The 17090-nt window shown below is 66.5% G+C and carries 15 protein-coding genes; 2 read left to right on the top strand and 13 right to left on the bottom strand.

Annotated elements, in window-relative coordinates:
* Positions 1 to 36: 36 nt before the first annotated feature.
* The 12 genes from cimA to VNN77_14540 form a co-directional block, all read right to left on the bottom strand.
* On the bottom strand, positions 37 to 1617 hold the full coding sequence (gene cimA / locus VNN77_14595; GenBank protein ID HXG52622.1) for a citramalate synthase: 1581 nt from the start codon (positions 1615 to 1617) through the stop codon (positions 37 to 39).
* Positions 1614 to 2837 carry an aspartate kinase gene (locus VNN77_14590; protein ID HXG52621.1) on the bottom strand — a complete coding sequence of 408 codons (1224 nt, stop codon included), beginning with the start codon at positions 2835 to 2837 and terminating at the stop codon, positions 1614 to 1616. The genes cimA and VNN77_14590 overlap by 4 nt, the downstream gene beginning before the upstream one ends.
* Before the next feature lie 22 nt (positions 2838 to 2859).
* Positions 2860 to 3378, bottom strand: coding sequence for a tRNA (adenosine(37)-N6)-threonylcarbamoyltransferase complex ATPase subunit type 1 TsaE (gene tsaE / locus VNN77_14585; protein HXG52620.1), 519 nt, complete (start codon positions 3376 to 3378; stop codon positions 2860 to 2862).
* Positions 3379 to 3431: 53 nt separating this feature from the next.
* Positions 3432 to 4988: an NAD(P)H-hydrate dehydratase gene (locus VNN77_14580; GenBank protein HXG52619.1), complete on the bottom strand. Its 1557-nt coding sequence runs from the start codon at positions 4986 to 4988 to the stop codon at positions 3432 to 3434.
* Between the two features lie 234 nt (positions 4989 to 5222).
* Positions 5223 to 5951: a pyridoxine 5'-phosphate synthase gene (locus VNN77_14575; GenBank protein ID HXG52618.1), complete on the bottom strand. Its 729-nt coding sequence runs from the start codon at positions 5949 to 5951 to the stop codon at positions 5223 to 5225.
* Positions 5948 to 7402, bottom strand: a complete 1455-nt coding sequence (gene glmM, locus VNN77_14570; protein ID HXG52617.1) for a phosphoglucosamine mutase — start codon at positions 7400 to 7402, stop codon at positions 5948 to 5950. The genes VNN77_14575 and glmM overlap by 4 nt, the downstream gene beginning before the upstream one ends.
* 31 nt (positions 7403 to 7433) lie before the next feature.
* On the bottom strand, positions 7434 to 8363 hold the full coding sequence (locus tag VNN77_14565) for a CdaR family protein (GenBank protein ID HXG52616.1): 930 nt from the start codon (positions 8361 to 8363) through the stop codon (positions 7434 to 7436).
* On the bottom strand, positions 8363 to 9118 hold the full coding sequence (gene cdaA / locus VNN77_14560; GenBank protein HXG52615.1) for a diadenylate cyclase CdaA: 756 nt from the start codon (positions 9116 to 9118) through the stop codon (positions 8363 to 8365). The genes VNN77_14565 and cdaA overlap by 1 nt, the downstream gene beginning before the upstream one ends.
* 7 nt (positions 9119 to 9125) lie before the next feature.
* Positions 9126 to 10016, bottom strand: a complete 891-nt coding sequence (gene folP / locus VNN77_14555) for a dihydropteroate synthase (protein HXG52614.1) — start codon at positions 10014 to 10016, stop codon at positions 9126 to 9128.
* 157 nt (positions 10017 to 10173) lie between these two features.
* Complete coding sequence (gene ftsH / locus VNN77_14550; GenBank protein HXG52613.1) at positions 10174 to 12015, bottom strand: ATP-dependent zinc metalloprotease FtsH; 1842 nt, start codon at positions 12013 to 12015, stop codon at positions 10174 to 10176.
* Positions 12016 to 12081: 66 nt separating this feature from the next.
* Positions 12082 to 13506, bottom strand: coding sequence for a tRNA lysidine(34) synthetase TilS (gene tilS / locus VNN77_14545; protein HXG52612.1), 1425 nt, complete (start codon positions 13504 to 13506; stop codon positions 12082 to 12084).
* A gap of 249 nt (positions 13507 to 13755) precedes the next feature.
* The gene (locus tag VNN77_14540; GenBank protein ID HXG52611.1) at positions 13756 to 14895 is read right to left on the bottom strand and encodes a lipocalin-like domain-containing protein; all 1140 of its coding nucleotides are present in this window, start codon (positions 14893 to 14895) and stop codon (positions 13756 to 13758) included.
* 22 nt (positions 14896 to 14917) lie between these two features.
* Here VNN77_14540 and VNN77_14535 point away from each other — a divergent pair, with 22 nt between their 5' ends.
* Together VNN77_14535 and VNN77_14530 are read left to right on the top strand one after the other, a co-directional pair.
* The gene (locus VNN77_14535) at positions 14918 to 15769 is read left to right on the top strand and encodes a sulfurtransferase (GenBank protein HXG52610.1); all 852 of its coding nucleotides are present in this window, start codon (positions 14918 to 14920) and stop codon (positions 15767 to 15769) included.
* A gap of 17 nt (positions 15770 to 15786) precedes the next feature.
* Positions 15787 to 16341, top strand: coding sequence for a YbhB/YbcL family Raf kinase inhibitor-like protein (locus VNN77_14530; GenBank protein ID HXG52609.1), 555 nt, complete (start codon positions 15787 to 15789; stop codon positions 16339 to 16341).
* An 85-nt stretch (positions 16342 to 16426) separates the two neighbouring features.
* Here VNN77_14530 and VNN77_14525 read toward each other — a convergent pair.
* The coding region (locus tag VNN77_14525) for a methyltransferase domain-containing protein (GenBank protein HXG52608.1) at positions 16427 to 17090 on the bottom strand (664 nt) is incomplete at its 5' end.

Below are 17090 nucleotides of genomic sequence, written 5' to 3'. Positions count from 1 at the left end.
ATCCCCTGGCCGCCTGCGGCGCAAGCCGGGCCGTCCTCATCCCCGTGCCTTCTTCGAGTCCTTGTAGAGCTTGTAGTCGATGCTGTCGCACAGCGCCTGCCAGCTCGCCTCGATCACGTTGTGGGAAACGCCGACCGTGCCCCAGCGGTCCTTGCCGTCCCCGGACTCGATCAACACCCGGACCGAGGCGGCGGTTCCTTCGCCCGAGGAGAGAACCCGGACCTTGTAGTCGAGCAGCTCCACCTCGCTCAGCGCCGGATAGAACTTGGTGAGCGCGCGCCGGAGCGCCTGGTCGAGGGCGTTGACCGGTCCGTTGCCCATCGCCGCGGCGTGCTCGACCACCCCGTCGACCTCGACCATGATGGTCGCCTCGGAGATCGGCGGCTCCCCTTCCTTGCGCTTCTCGTCGATGACGCGGAAGCCGAGCAGCCGGAAGTTCTTCCGCTTCTTCTCCAGCGCCTCCTGGATCAGCAGCTCGAAGGAGGCCTCGGCCGCCTGGAACTCGTAGCCCTGGCTTTCCAGCTCCTTGATGCGCCTCAGGATGTCGTGCACCGCCTGGTCCTTGTCGGTGAGATCGATGCCGTACTCCTTGCCCTTGTAGATGATGTTGCTCCGGCCCGCGAGGTCCGAGACCAGCACCCGCTGACGGTTGCCGACGAGGTCCGGGTCGATGTGCTCGTAGGTCTCCCGGTTCTTCAGCACTCCCGAGACGTGCAGGCCCCCCTTGTGGGCGAACGCGCTGTCGCCGACGTACGGCTGGTGCTTGTTCGGGTGGATATTCGCCAGCTCGTAGAAGAACTGCGATACCTCCCTCAGCTTCTTCAACTGCGCCGGCGACACGCACCGCTTGCCCATCTTCAGCTGCAGGTTCGGAATCGCCGAGATGAGGTTCAGGTTGCCGCAGCGCTCCCCGAACCCGTTGATCGTTCCCTGCACCTGCCGGGCGCCCATCTCGACGGCCGCCAGCGTGTTCGCGACCGCGAGCTCGCCGTCGTTGTGGCAGTGGATGCCGAGCGGCGTGGCGATCGTCTCGTTGACGCGGGCCATCGCCTCGCGGATCTCGCCCGGCAGCCGGCCGCCGTTGGTGTCGCAGAGCACGATCCAGTCGGCGCCGCCGTCGCGCGCGGCCTGCAAGCACTCGAGCGCGTACTCGGGGTTGCTGCGAAAGCCGTCGAAGAAGTGCTCCGCGTCGAAGATCACCTCGTCCACGTGGCGCTTCACGTATGCGATCGAATCGGCGATGATCTCGAGGTTCGCCTTCTTGCTGATGCGCAGGTCGTCGCGCACGTGCAGATCCCAGGTCTTGCCGACCAGCGTCACCACCGGCGTTTCCGCGCTCAAAAGCACCTTGAGGCTGGGATCCTGCGCGGGCTTGGAGGTCGGCCGGCGCGTCGTGCCGAAGGCCGCGATCCGGGTCTTCTTGAGCTTGAGCTTCTTGACCTCCTTGAAGAAGTCGGCGTCCCTCGGGTTGGAGCCCGGATAGCCGCCTTCGAGATAGTCGACCCCCAGCTCCTCGAGCTTTTCCGCGATCCGCAGCTTGTCCTCGAGAGTGAAAGAGATGTCCTCGGCCTGGCAGCCGTCCCTCAGCGTCGTGTCGTAGATCAGGACGTCCTTCATGCGTTTTCCCCGCTTCCGACGAACGCGTCGTGCAAGACCCGAACCGCCAGCTCCGCGTACTTCGAAGCCACCACCACGGAAATCTTGATCTCGGAGGTGGAGATCATCTCGATGTTGATGCCCTCGCGCGCCAGGACCTCGAACATCCGGGCCGCCACCCCGGCGTGCGTGCGCATGCCGACCCCGACGACCGACACCTTGGCGATGTCGGTGTCGAGCCGGACGCCCCTCGCCCGCACCTCGGGCGCAGTCTTCTCCACGATCGCCATCGCCTTCTTGTAGTCCGCCTTGGGCACCGTGAACGTGAGATCGGTCGTCCCGTCCTCGCTCGCGTTCTGAATGATCATGTCGACGACGATGTGGGCCGCAGCGATCGGCCCGAAGACCTGCGCCGCCAGCCCGGGCCGGTCCGGCACCCCGAGCAGCGTGATTTTAGCCTCGTTCTTGTCGCAAGCCACTCCGGAAACCAAAACGTCGTCCATGCTCGGATCCTCCTCGACCAGCCAGGTCCCCTCGGCGTCGACGAACGTCGAGCGGACGTGAACCGGCACCGCAAACTTCTTGGCGAATTCCACCGAGCGGATCTCCAGCACCTTGGCTCCGGTGCTCGCCAGCTCGATCATCTCGTCGTACGAGATGCGGCTGAGCTTGCGCGCGCTCGGGCAGATGGCCGGGTCCGCGGTGAACACGCCCTCGACGTCCGTGTAGATCTCGCACGCCGCCGCATTCAGGAACGCCGCCAGGGCGACGGCACTGGTGTCGGAGCCGCCGCGCCCCAGGGTCGTGATGTTGTCCGCTTCGTCTACCCCCTGAAAGCCGGCGACCACCACGACCTCGCCGGCGGCGAGCGATTGGAGAATCTTCGCGGAATCGATGTTGCGGATGCGGGCGCGGCCGTAGGCGCTGTCGGTCTCGATGCGCACCTGGTGCCCCAGAAAGGAGCGCGCCGGCTGGCCCAGCTCGCGCAGCGCCAGGCTCAGCAGAGCGACCGAGACCTGCTCCCCGGAGGCCAGCAGCACGTCGCGCTCCCGCTCGTCGGGGAACTCCGAGATCTCGTGGGCGAGCGCGAGCAGGCGGTTGGTCTCGCCCGCCATCGCCGAGACGACGACCACGAGGTCGTTGCCCGCCGCCTTGGCGGCGCGCACCTTTTCCGCGACGCGTTTGATGCGCTCGATCGTTCCGACCGACGTTCCGCCGTATTTCTGGACCAGCAATGCCATCCGTTCCGGTTCTCCGGCCGCTTCAACCGGCCGTCTTGGCGCGAGCATCGTCTCTCGATCCCGCGCGAAAGCCCTCTTCCTTCAACCGCTCCAGGGTCTCCTCGTAGCGTCCGCCGTGAGCCGTGAAGGTCAACCGGCGGCCGGTCGGGCCGCAAAACTCCATCCGGACCTCGATATATTCGTCGACCTCACCCGACGGCAGCCGTTCGAACCACTCGATCACGCTCACGCCGTCCGAGTACAGGCACTCCCGAAGGTTCAGCCCGTCGAGCTCTTCGGCCGTGCCGATGCGATAGAGATCGATGTGATAGATCGGCACGCGGCCGTGATACTCGTTGATCAGGGTAAAGCTCGGGCTGCGGATCCATGCTTTCTCGCCGACCCCCGCGCCCTGCACCAGGCCACGGACGAAGCAGGTCTTGCCGGCTCCCAGCTCGCCGACGAGCCCGACAATCTCGCCCCCCTCGAGCAACTCCCCCAGCCTTTGCCCCCATGCGGCGGTCTGGCGCGGGGAGCGGGTGACCACGCTCCAAGAAGCCATAAGATCACGGGTAATATAGCCACAACTAATATATTTTCGGGGCGATTTCGAGCCTACCCGGCGGCGTCGCGAAGCTCCCGGATCGCCTCCGGCAAGCCCTCTATGAGATCGGAGGCGATCAGCCCGATCTCGCCTTTGCGCGCAGCGATCCGGTCGCCGACGTAGCCGTGCAGGTAAACGCCGAGCCGCGCGGCCTCCCCCGGGGGGAACCCCTGGCTGAGGAGAGCGCCGATCATCCCCGCCAGCACGTCGCCCATCCCGCCGCTCGCCATCCCCGGATTGCCGGTGGGATTGATGGATACTCTTCCTTCGGGGGTGGCGATCACCGTCCTCGCGCCCTTGAGCACCAGGTAGCACCGATGGGCCGCGGCGAAAGAGCGCGCCGCACCGACGCGGTCCCGGCTGATCGCCGCGGTTTCGACCCCGAGAAGGCGCGCCATCTCTCCCGGATGCGGGGTCAGGATCGGAGCGCTTTTCGCCTTGGCCAGGCGGTCGATCTCGAGCGCGAGATTGTTCAAGCCGTCGGCATCGATCACCCAGGGAGCCTCCAGGTTGCGCAACAGCCAGCGGATCATCCTCCGCGTGGCGTCGGTCACTCCGATCCCGGGGCCGAAGACGAGCGCGCTCTTGCGCTGAAGCAGCCGGCGCCACTCCTCGTCATCCGGCGACTCCATCTCCTCCGCCGCGTTTTCCTTCAGCGGTTCGGTCATCGCCTCGACCAGCGCGCCCGCGAGGATGTCGTTGAGGGACCGCGGCGCGGCGAGCGTGACCAGTCCGGCTCCGGTTCGCATCGCCGCGCGCGACGCCATGATCGCCGCTCCGGTCTTGCCGCGCGAGCCGGCCACGATCAGCAGATGGCCGTAGGTCCCCTTGTGGCTGTCGGCTTCCCTGACCGGGATGAGGCGCCCCATTTCGCCCGGCTCCAGAAGCTCTGTTTTCCCGCCGACCTCGGCCGCGGCCCGGGGGTCGATCCCGATGTCGGCGATGGCGAGGTCTCCCGCGTAGTCGATCCCCGGATGGATGACGAGCCCCAGCTTCGCAAACCCCAGCGAAACGGTCATCTCGGCCTGGATCGCGACGCCGAGCGGCACTCCACGGTCGGCATCCAGGCCCGAGGGAACGTCGACGGCGACGATCGGGACGCCGCAAGCGTTCATGAGCGTGATCGCCTCCGCGTAAAGCCCGCGCACCTCGCTCTTCATGCCGGTGCCGAGGATCGCATCGAGCAGCAGCCCCTTGCCTCGCAGGCAGGCTTGCAGCCTGTCCAGCTCGCCGCTGCCGATCTGCGTGACCTTGCCCTTGCTCCTGACGAACGCGCGAAAATTGTGCGCGGCGTCGGCAGAGAGCTCTTCTGGTTTGGCCAGCAGCGCAACCTCGCACGGGATCCGCTTCTTCCTGAGCAGGCGCGCCGCCACGAAGCCGTCCCCGCCGTTGTTCCCCTTGCCTGCCACGACGAGCACGCCCTTGCGGGCGCAGGGCCGGTAGCGTTCCAGCACGGCTTCGACGATCCGCTCGCCCGCCCGTTCCATCAGCTGCAGGCTCGGAACGCCGTATCGCTCGATGGTCAGCCGATCCATCTCGCGCATCTCTTCAGCGGTCACGACCCACATGGTTCCAGAATCCTAAGTGGTTCCAGGTCGTTTAACGAAGTCCGTCGGCCCTCGGTCATCTCTGCTGTCCCCGGCTGCCTCCGGCACGGCTCGAGCCGCAGAGCCGGCGGCTGGGCCGCTCCGCGCCGGGTCAAAAGCTCAACGGAGAGCACCGCAAAGCAGCCAGAAGCCGGAAACCAGAAACCGCCTTCGGCGTCGTGCGCCGGTTCGACAGGAGAAGGCCGCCGAAACGGCCTACCGCTCACCCCTGACCTTCGTGAAGATGGCCTTCATCTCCCGGACCGCCTGCTCGATACCGACGAGGATGGCGCGCGCAACGATGCTGTGGCCGATGTTCAGTTCCACGATCTCCTCGATTTTCGCCACGGCCGCGACGTTCTCGTAGTCGAGGCCGTGGCCCCCGTGAACCTCGAGTCCCTCGCGGCGCGCCAGCGCGGCGATCGCCGCGATCTCCGCGAGCTCGCGCTCGCGCGCGGCTCCCGCGGCCTCGCAGTAGCGCCCCGTGTGGATCTCGACCCCGTGGGCTCCGGTCTCCTTGGCCGCCTCGATCTGCCGCCGGTCGGGATCGACGAACAGGTTCACCCGCAGCCCGCGGTCCTGCAGCCGGCGGACCGCGTCTCGGATCCTGGTTTTGCGGGCGGCGACATCGAGCCCGCCCTCGGTGGTCAGCTCTTCTCTTTTCTCCGGGACGAAGCAGGCGTCGTCCGGACGGAACCGCTCCGCCAGCGCCAGCATGGCGGGCGTTACCGCCATCTCGAGATTGAGCTTCGTCCGCACGCGCTCGCGCAGCCGTTCGACGTCGCCTTCCTGGATGTGACGGCGATCCTCGCGCAGATGGACGGTGATGCCGTCGGCGCCGCCTTTCTCTGCCGCCAGCGCCGCTTCGACAGGATCGGGAACCCGCGCGCGCCGCGCCTGGCGAACGGTGGCGACGTGGTCGACGTTGACGCCGAGGCGGATCATGACGGCGCTCCGACCTCGGCGCGGATCGCGGCGGCGATCTCCTCGGCCATTTCCCGGATGCGCGCCTCCTCCTCCCCTTCCAGCATCACGCGCGCGAGCATCTCCGTCCCCGAATAGCGCACCAGCGTCCGCCCGCGTCCGTTCATGGCGCGCTCGACGTCGGCGATCTTCTTGGCGACGGCCGGCATCGACCGGAGGTCCCTCTTTTCCCTCACCTTGACGTTGATCAGGACCTGCGGCAGCCGCTCCATTACCTTCTTGAGCTCCCCCAGGCGCCGGCCGCTCTCGACCATCAGCGCGAGGACCTGCAGGCACGTGATGGCGCCGTCCCCGGTCGTGTTGTGGTCGAGAAACAGGATGTGACCGGACTGCTCGCCGCCGAGGTTGTAGCCGCCTTCGAGCATCTTTTCGGCCACGTAGCGGTCGCCGACCTCGGTGCGGACCAGGCGGATCCCGCTGCGCTTGAGCGCGAGCTCCAGGCCGAGATTGCTCATGACGGTGGCGACCACGCCGTTCTTCTTGAGGGCTCCGCGCTCGTGCATGTCCTTGGCGCAGATCGCCAGAACCTCGTCGCCGTCGACGACCTCGCCCTTCTCGTCGACGAAGATCGCGCGGTCGGCGTCTCCGTCCAGCGAAACGGCCAGATCGGCCTTCTCGCGCAGGAGGACCTCACGCGCCGTCTCGGGGTGCAGCGCGCCGCAGCGCCGGTTGATGTTTTCTCCGTCCGGCTGAACCCCGACCGGAATCACCTCGGCCCCGAGCTCCGAGAGCGCCTCGGGCACGACCTTGTAGGCCGCCCCGTGGCCGCAATCCGCCACGATCCGCAGCCCCTCCAGCGTGAGATGGCGCGGAAAGCAGTTCTTGAGAAAAACCACGTAGCGCCCCAGGGCGTCGGCGATCCGGAACGCCTTGCCGATCTTGGAGGCGGTGGGGCGGTCACGCTCGGTCTCCCCGTTGAAGATCATCTCTTCCATGCGCGCCTCGACCTCGTCGGGCAGCTTGAAGCCATCCCATGAGAAAAACTTGATGCCGTTGTCCTGGTAGGGATTGTGCGACGCCGAGATCACCACGCCCGCGTCCGCCCTCATGCTGCGCGTCAGGTAAGCGACGCCGGGAGTCGGCAAGGGACCGACCAGAAGCACGTCGGCTCCCATCGAGGTGATGCCCGAGGCCAGGGCGGTCTCCAGCATGTAGCCGGAAAGCCGCGTGTCCTTGCCGATGAGAATCTTGTAGCGGTGCCCTTTGTCCCCGCCGAGGATTTTGGCCAGCGACGGCGGACGGGAGCGGCCGTCGGCCGGGCGGGCGACCGGATCCTGCAGCACCCGGGCGATGGCCCGCCCGAGCTTCAGCGCCATCTCGGAGGTCATCGGCTCCTGGTTGGCGATCCCCCGAACCCCGTCGGTACCGAACAACCGGCGCTGCGGCTTGTTCCTGGCGGTTTGCGGTTCCATGACTGTCGTGCTCCTGCGGCGCGGCCCGTTCTCAGGACGCGGCTTTCTTGATCCGGACCTTGAACTGCTGCGGTTTGGCTTCCACGACTTTGACCTCCGGCGGCAGGTCGAAGCTCAGCCCGACCACGTGCTCTCCCGCATCGAGCCCTTTGAGATCGAGATAGACGCGATCCGGAGTCGGCTCGAGCTGCGTGATCAGCCGGCGCGGGCCGGCGAGCCGGAGAAAGACCGTCGAGGGCTTAACGGTGTAAGCGCCTTCGAAATCCTTCGCGCGCACCTGGACGGCGGTGAAGTCCCGCGTCACCTGCTCTTCCTTGAGCGTTACCGTCACCGTGACCTGATCCGGAGAAAACTTGAGCGGCTTGCCGTCGGCCGAAAGGCGGACTCGCCGCCGCGTCATGTTGCGGTCCTCTTCCAGGTCGACGGGAAGCGTCTCGACGAACGCCAGCTTGCGCACCTCGTCCACCGGACCCTGCACCGACACCGTGTGCGGCTCGACGGCGGTGGCGGCGACCACGTAGCCCTCCGGAACCTTCCCCGCGAAGCGCACGACGACCGGAAGCGACCGCACCATCATGGGCTCCAGCCGCAGGTTGATGACCGGCGGCGTGATCCGGGCTACCGTGACGCCGCGCGGAATGTTGAACGAGCTCGAGCTCAGGGGGTAGTTGGCGACGCCCGGCTTGGCGTCGCTCAAATCGAGCGAGAGCTTGAGCTCGTCCGAATCCAGGGTCGAAACCAGCGTGCGCGGGCCGGCCACGCGCAACACGACGTAATCCACGTGATTTTCCACAACCATAAGATCCGGAGGTATGTTGCGGAACTCGACCGGCACCTCGATCGTGCGCTCGATGTCCCGATGGCCCGCAAGCCAGAGCCCCAGGGCGATGACCACCGCCAGAACCCTGAGGCCGAGATTGCTCGCGGCGAGCGCGACCAGTTTTTCCCAGAGCCGGGCCATCACCTCATGAGCTCACGCAGCGCCCCGCGCAGCCGCGGGCCGTCCAGGTTCTCGGTCACCCGCCCGCCGACGACCAGCGCGATCGTCCCTTCCTGCTCGGAAACCACGATCGCCACCGCGTCGGTTTCCTCGGTGACTCCCAGAGCCGCGCGATGGCGGGTCCCCCACTGCTTCTTGAGATTCGGGTTGGTGCTGAGCGGCAGCAGGCAGCGGACCGCGGTCACCCTTCCCTTCTGGATCACCAGGGCGCCGTCGTGGATCGGCGAGTTCGGCAGGAACACGCTTTCGAGGAGCTCCCGGCTCACGCGCGCGTCCAGCCTCGTGCCGATCTCCATGTATTCGTTCAGGCCGACCTCGCGCTCCAGGACTACGAGCGCGCCGACCCTCCTTTCCGCCAGCGCCGCCACCGCCTGAGCGACCTCCTCCACGATCTCCTCGCGCCCGGGCGTCAGTCTTTCCGCGGAGCCGAACAACGGCGCCGTCCCCACCTGCGTCAGGGCGCGCCGGATATCGCTCTGGAAGATCACCACGATCACCAGGATGATCGACCCCAGGAAATTGTCCAGAATCCAGCTGAGCGTGAAAAGCCCCAGCATCCGCGCCGAGGCGTAGGCGGCGAGCAGCACCGCCAGCCCGATGATCATTTGCATGGCCCGGCTGCCGCGCACCATCTGGAGCAGGCGATAGATCAGGAACGTCATGATGCCGATGTCCAGACCGTCCTGCCACCTGAGCTGGCCGATCATCTCGTTCATGGCTTCCCTACGGCTCGCGCGCTCCGTAACGGATCGCGTCCGCGATCGCGACCGCCCGGCGCGTGGCCAGAACGTCGTGCGCCCGCACGATCCGGGCGCCCGCCAGGACCGCAGCGGCGGCCGCCGCCAGGCTTCCCTCAAGGCGCTCCCCGGCCTCCAGCCCCAGAATCCGGCCGATGAACGCCTTGCGCGACACGCCGACGAGCAGCGGGGCGCCGAGGCTCGCCAGAGCGGGAAGCCCCCGCAGCAATGCGAGGTTGTGCTCCAGAGTCTTGCCGAAGCCGATGCCCGGATCGACGATGAGATTGCGCTCGGCGATGCCGGCGGCGAGCGCGGTGCGCATGCGCTCGGCGAGAAAGGCGCGCACCTCGGCCACGACGTCACCGTATCGGGGCTCCTTCTGCATCGTTTGCGGCGTGCCCTGCATGTGCATCAGCACCACCGGCACCTCCTCCGCCGCCGCAAGCGCCGCCATCGCGTCGTCGAACCGCAGCGCGCTGATGTCGTTGATGATGTCGGCGCCCTCGGCCAGCGCGGCCCGCGCCACCTCCGCTTTGTAAGTATCGATCGAGATCGGGACCGCAGCCGACCGGCGCAGGCCGCGGATCACCGGCAGCACCCGGGCCAGCTCCTCCTCGACGCTCACCGGATGCGCTCCCGGGCGCGTGGACTCGCCGCCCACGTCGACGATGTCCGCCCCGGCCTCGACCAGCCTCAGCGCATCGTCGACCGCCTTGGCCGGGTCGGTCCGGCGGCCGCCGTCGTAGAACGAATCGGGCGTGACGTTGAGGATTCCCATGACCGCCGTGCGGCGGTCGAGATCGACTGTGCCGTGACGGGTGACGATCGCGCCGGGTCCGGGGATGGGCTCGAGAACGGAGCTGCCGGGGTCTGTCATGATCGCTCAACTGAAACGCCTTCGGAAGGCGCCGTGGTGTCTCGCCGCGGGCCAGAAAGCCCGGGGGAGTCGATCGAAGCCGCGGTCTCGGGCGCGCAACGCGTCATCCGGGCCGCGCTCGGGAACCGGAGGGTGGGCTTGGTCCGCGCGGGCCGCTTTACACAGCGGCGATCGTCGCCGCCGCCTGGCTCAAGGGCTCTTCGCCGTTCCCGTTGAACTCCCTGACGATGGCGTCGATTTCCGATCCGTCGAGGACCTCTTTTTCGAGCAGCCGTTCGGCCACCCGGTGCAGCAAGGCGAGGTTGCTCTTCAGCAGATCCTTGGCTTTCTCGTAGCTCTCCTGAATGATGCGCCGCACTTCCGCGTCGATCTCGATCGCGGTCTGCTCCGAATAATCCTGCCGCTGCGTGAAGTCGCGCCCGAGAAAGATCTCCTCTTCCTTCTTTCCGAACGTCATCGGTCCCAGCTTCTCGCTCATTCCCCATTCGCAAACCATCCGGTGCGCCAGCTCGGTCGCCTTCTCGATGTCGTTGCCGGCGCCGGTGGTCATGTGGTTCAGGACCAGCTCCTCGGCGACGCGCCCGCCGAAGAGGATCGCGAGGTTGTTCATCAGGTACTCGCGCGGGTAGGTGTGCTTCTCGTCCATCGGGAGCTGCTGCGTCAGACCGAGCGCCATGCCGCGCGGGATGATCGTCACCTTGTGGATCGGATCCGCTCCCGGCAGGAGCTTGGCGACCAGGGCGTGGCCGGCTTCGTGATAGGCGGTGTTGCGCTTCTCCTCGTCGCTGATGATCATGCTGCGGCGCTCCGCCCCCATCATCACCTTGTCCTTGGCCAGCTCGAAATCGTGCATGTCGACCTTGTCCTTGTTGCTGCGGGCGGCGAGCAGCGCGGCCTCGTTGACCAGGTTTTCCAGGTCGGCGCCGGCAAAGCCCGGCGTGGCGCGCGCGAGCAGGCTCACGTCCACGTCCGGCGCGAGCGGCACCTTGCGCGTGTGCACTCTGAGAATCCCTTCGCGGCCCTTGACGTCGGGGCGCGGAACCACGACGCGCCGGTCGAAACGACCGGGGCGCAACAAGGCCGGGTCGAGAACGTCCGGCCGGTTGGTGGCGGCGATCAGGATCACGCCTTCGTTGGCCTCGAAGCCGTCCATCTCGACGAGCAGCTGGTTGAGCGTCTGTTCCCGCTCGTCGTGGCCGCCGCCGAGGCCGGCGCCGCGGTGCCGGCCGACGGCGTCGATCTCATCGATGAAGATGATGCAGGGCGCGTTCTTCTTGCCCTGGACGAACAGGTCGCGCACGCGGGAGGCGCCCACGCCCACGAACATCTCAACGAAGTCCGAGCCGCTGATGCTGAAGAACGGCACGCCCGCCTCGCCTGCGATCGCCCGGGCGAGCAGCGTCTTTCCGGTGCCCGGCGGGCCGACCAGGAGGCAACCCTTCGGGATTCGCCCTCCCAGCTTGGTGAACTTCTTGGGATCCTTGAGGAACGCGATGATTTCCTGGAGATCGTCCTTGGCTTCGTCGACGCCCGCCACGTCGTTGAACGTGACGCGGTGCTGATTTTCGGTGAGCAGCTTGGCCCGGCTCTTGCCGAACGACATCGCCTTGCCGCCTCCGACCTGCATCTGGCGCATGAAGAAGATCCACACCCCGATCAGCAGCAGCATCGGGAACCAGTTGAGCAGCAGGACCATGTACCACGGCGACTCGTCCTCGGGCTTGGCCGCGATCTTCACCTTCTTGTCGCGCAGGTTCTTCACCAGTTCGGGATCGTTGGGAGCGAACGTCCGGAACCGCTCGCCGTTCTTGTACTTGCCCTGGATGTTGTGCCCCTGGATGACCACTTCCTGCACTTCACCCCGCTCGACCGAGCCCATGAACTCGCTGAAGACGATCTCGGGATCCCGGCCGGCCTGCCTGCTAAAAACGCTGAAAACGGCAAGCAAAACGAGCAACAAGACGAGCCAGAGCGCAATATGCTTGGATGATTGACTCAACCAGATCCTCCCTCGGTCGAAAAACAGCAAAAGTCTAACACACGCGCCTAGTTAGATCAACATTTGTTATCTGTTTCCGTGCGCCACCGGACGCGCCGAAAAACGCGCGATTTCCACGGTGTTGCGCGTGATCCTGGCCCGGTCGCTTCGCCCGCACCCGGGAATCCAAAGGATCTCATCCGCGGAGACCAGGACGGGCATTGTGGCCCGCGCCGAAAGGGGCACCTTCTTTTCCATGAAGAGATCCTTGAGCTTTTTGTGCCCCGACATACCCAGGGGTTGAAAACGGTCGCCGCGACGATAATTGCGCACCCACAAGCGATCCGGCAGCAAAGCCGCGTCGAAAACCGCCGCCTCCAGGTCTTCGGGGAACGCCTCGGGGGTCTCCCGAAGGAGCTCGCTTTCGATCACCACGCCGGCCTCCGGAACGGCTAGGCTCTTCCCGATCTCGATCTCGTAAGCATAGCATGCCTGGCGCCGGCCCGCGCTTCTTTCCAGGGCGAGAGCCTCGTATTCCCGAACGACCTCCCAGCCGCCGGGAATCGCCGATCTCCCCTGCGGCCTTTCCCCGCCGATCACCGCGAGCGCCGCTTCCACATGATCATACCCGAGCCCGCGCAGGTGACCGCGTTTCTCCTCGATCCAGCAGCGCACGACGGCACGCTGCAGGGCGGGTGCCTGGGCTAGAAAAAGCTTGCGGTCGAGCCGGTCATCTATCCGGATTTCCTCGAGTCGCTTCCGCGCGAGCGCGGAGATCAGCCGCTCTTCGTCGCGCGCGATCTCGGCCTGCCGGCACAGCCGGGACGGAAGATCCAGGCCGAACCTCGTCTGCAGCTCGGGGATGAGATGGAGCCGAAGCCAGTTTCGAAGCAGCGTCGGGTCCTCGTTGGTCGCGTCCTTCCGGTAGGCCAATCCGCGCGCCTGGAGATAGCGGAGGATATCGGCCTTGGCGACTTCGAGAAGCGGTCGGATCACCTTCAAGGGCGCGCCTTCTCCGGCCGCCGAGCGGTCCAGGATCCGCACCGGAGCCATCCCCCCCAGCCCTCTCAGACCGGCGCCGCGCAGAAAGCGCATCAGGACCGTTTCCGCCTGGTCGTCCAGCGTGTGAGCCGTGGCCACGGCCGCGAGATTTCGCCGCCGTGCAACCTCGGCGAAAAAGCGGTACCGCTCTGCGCGCGCGAGCGCTTCGACGTTGCCTTTGCCGGCTCGCGATTTGAGCTCCGGCAGGTCGACGCTTCCGAGATGAAACGGCAGCTCGAGGCGGCGCGCGAGCCCTTCGACGAACGCCGCGTCCGCGGCCGACTCTTTCCCGCGCAGCCCGTGCTCCAGATGCGCCACCTCGAGGCCCAGCTCCAGCTCGGCTCGCAGCTCGTAGAGCAGCTGGAGGAGCGCCGTCGAGTCGGGGCCGCCCGAGACGGCGACCAGAATGCGCTCGCCCGGCGCCGCAAGCCGGTGCCGGCGGATCGTTTTCTTGACCTGTTCCGCGAGCATCACACGGGAGCTCGAAGAATTGTCCGCGGTTTATGCCGCCAAATCAAGAAGGTGGTCCGGCGCGGGAGCACCGGCGACGGCGGCGAAGCCTCCGGAACGAAGCTCCCGGGAACGTCCCGGCCGTCGGACTTCGGCCGCCGGCTGCGTCGAGCGGCGTTTTCGATCGTGCCGACGAACGGAAGCGTGTCAACCGGTGTGTCACCGCTCGCCGGGAGAAATCGCACGCTGGATAACGGCGCCGGCCGGTCCTCAGAGGGAGAGCTTCCCCGCGTAGCCCGTCATCTCCACGTACCCCCGGCCGCTCGCGATCTTGCCCCTGACCTTGCCGCGGATTTCCACCGCTCCTTCCCAGTAGGTCACTCTCGTGCTGCGGGCCGTGACCAGCTCCTGCTCTCGGAACAGAGGGGAAATCTCCAGCTCCATCTGCTCGGACGGAACCGTCACCCTCCACCTGATCGGGTAGGTGGCCCCGCTCTTCGGGCTCTTCCAGTGATCGAGTACCTCGATCCGGTATTCGCCGAGCGCGAGATGCCTCGTTCTCCCTTTCGCGTCCACCCGGGTGCCGCTGGAGTAAGGATCCGCGGAGCCGTCCTTGCGCCGGATGAGGTAGAGCATCAGCTCCGTCTGGTCGTCGAGCTGAATGCTGAACCAGTCCCAGCCCACCTGATTTTCGCCGAGCTGGTTGGTGCCGAACTCGTGGTCCATCCAGCTCTCCCCGGTGACCTTTTCCGTCCTGCCGTCGATCGTCAGCCGTCCCTCGGTCCGCATCCGCGTCAGCGAGTAATAGTGCGACGCGCGTCCCTCCCCCTCGCCCTTGCGGCTGAAGCCGTTCTCGCCGTGCAGGACGGGCGGCTTGAGCGGGACGAGCTTCAGCTCGAGCTTGGTCTCCCGATCGTCGACCTCGATCCGGTGCTCGGTCCCGCTCCCCTCGACCTTCCAGCTCTCGTTCCAGACGAAGTAGCGGTCGGTGGCGGCGCCGGCCTTGCCGCCGTAGCCGCGGTTGATGCGCTCGCGGAAGGAGAATTTTCTTTCCTGGACGTCCGACAGCGCGAAGTGGGCCATGTAGAGATCGGTGAACAAGACCGGATGATCCTTGCTCTCCACGCTCTGTCGGTCGCGCAGCCCGAAGCGAAAGAACGTCACCTGGTAGCCGTAGCGCCTGCCCGACTCGCCGCTCAAATGGCCCGTATAGTACCACCACTCGATCTTGAAATCGGGGTGGGAGGCGTGGTCCGCCGGCAGCGAGATCTTCCGGCCGGGAAGAGCCGGCCTGTAGGTGAAGGCCGCAGCCCCGAGAAAGCAGAACAGCAGGGCGGCAACGGCGAGCCGGGAAGGCGCGGAGAAGGCAGCCGGTCGCCGAAAAGCAGCCTCTCCCCTTTGCGTGTCCATGATTGCAGGAGGGTTTCCGCCGGTGATATACGGTATCCCCATGGACACCCAATACACGCGCGAAAAGCTGCTCACAACCCCGGCGGAGCTCAGCCGGAAGCTCGGGAGTCCCGGCCTTTGTCTGATCGACGTCCGGCCGGCGGAGCACTACGCTCAGGGTCATATCCCCGGCGCCGGCCATCTCGATCTCTACGGCTTGAGCCTGATCGACACCCGCGAAGCGCCGCTCAAAGCCTTCATGCACATGATCCACCATCTGCTCGAGATGCGGGGAGTGAGCGAGGACAAGGAAGTGGTCTTTTACGACGAGAACTCGGGCATGCGTGCCGCGCGCGGCGTCTGGTTCCTCGAGTACTTCGGCCACCCGAGCGGCCGGATGCTCGACGGCGGCATACGGGCGTGGCAAGCGGCCGGTCTCCCGACGACGCGGGACGCCTCTCCGCCCGTGCCCGCGACGTTCACGGTTTCCGAGCGGCGCGAGGTGCTCGCCACCGCCGACGAGGTGCTGCGCGCGCTGAGCGAGAAACGCGCCGCGATCCTCGACACCCGCAGTCGCGGCGAATACCTGGGAACGCACGTTCGCGCCGCGCGGGGAGGCGCCATTCCCGGGGCGGTCCATATCGAGTGGACGGAAAACATTGCGCCCGATGGGAGATTCAAGTCGAACGACGAGCTCAAGGCGATGTACGAGCGAGCGGGCATCACGCCGGAGAAAGAAGTCATCTCGTACTGCCAGGGCGGCTACCGTGCGGCGCACAGCTATGTGGCGCTGCGCCTGCTCGGTTTTCCGCGCGTCCGAAACTACATCGGCTCGTGGAAGGAATGGGGAGACCGGGAGGATCTGCCGATCGAGAAGCCCGCGGAGAAACGCTGACCAAGGTGAGACGGCTCTTGCGGATCGAAAGAGGGCCTTTCTGCACCGCGGTGCTCGTTTCGACTATGATCCAGTTCGCGCTTTCGGCACCCGCCGAAAGCGCCGCTCCCGCGATGGAAATCCGAAGCCCGGCTTTCAAGGACGGCGCCAACATTCCCCGACGCCACACGTGCGACGGAGCCGACGTTTCGCCCGCGATCCGCTGGTCCGGCGCCCCTGCGGGAACCAGAGCTTTTGCGTTGATCGTCGACGACCCCGACGCGCCTGCCGGAACCTGGGTGCACTGGGTGGTGTACGACCTGCCGCCGGAGACCGGAGAGCTCGGCGAAGCCCTGGCCGCCGTCGACACTCTCCCCAACGGCGCCAGGCAGGGAATCAACGACTTCAGGAAAGTAGGCTACGGCGGCCCCTGCCCGCCTCCCGGGCCGGCGCACCGTTATTTCTTTCGTCTCTACGCCCTGGACAAGCCGACCGGCCTCGGGCCTCGCGCCACGAGGCAGCAAGTGTTGAACGCGATCAAGGGGCACGTGCTGGCGGAAGCGACTCTCATGGGTCGCTACCAGCGCAAGTAGCCCGGGTCGGTTCGAGCGCTCGGAATGAACCGATTCCGAAACCGGGCCGGCAAGGCGGGGGACGATCCTGGAGCGGCGACGCGGGTCAGTCAGCAGCGTTTTTCGCAAGCGGCGCTCCGATCTCCCAGAGAAACAGCGTGCGGGTCTCGCCGCTGGAATCTCGGTATGTCTCGGTAATCTTGGGAAGCCAGTCGCCCATGTCGAAACGGTAGGAGACGACGCGGGAGCCGGGCCTGAGCCGTTTCATCAGCAGGGGCTTCAGCGCGTCGTTCGCTTCGCGGGAGAGATAAAGCGTAACCACGGTCGCACGGGAGAGATCCGCGCTCGTGAAATCCTGCTCGCGGATTTCGACCGCTTTCTCGATCTTTTCTCGCCGGACGTTTTCGCGCGCCAGCTTGACCAGGCCGGGGTCGGTTTCAAAGCAGACCGCCCGGGCGCCGAATCTCTTCACCGCCGCGATCGCCACCCTGCCGTCGCCGCACCCGAGATCGTAGAGCACGTCGCCCTTCCTCACCCGCGCCAGAGCGAGCATCCGCTCCACGATCTCGAGCGGAACGGGATCGAACGGCGCCAGCTCGCCCGACAAGCGCGTCCGTTCGGGCGGCGCGGGTGGAAGAAACGGCGGCGGCCGAAACGTCATGCCGGGGTCGAACTGCTCTACGATCACGGTCTCGCGAGCTCGCGGCAGATCGATGATGATCACGGAAGGCCGATGGAAGTCACGGCGGGGGCGTCCGCGAAACCGCCTG

The organism is Candidatus Zixiibacteriota bacterium, from assembly GCA_035574315.1.
In the GTDB taxonomy this organism is placed as follows: Bacteria; Desulfobacterota; Binatia; order UBA9968; family UBA9968; genus DATLYW01.
The sequence above is the reverse complement of the archived record's forward strand: the minus strand, read 5'-3'. Positions and strand labels throughout refer to the sequence as shown.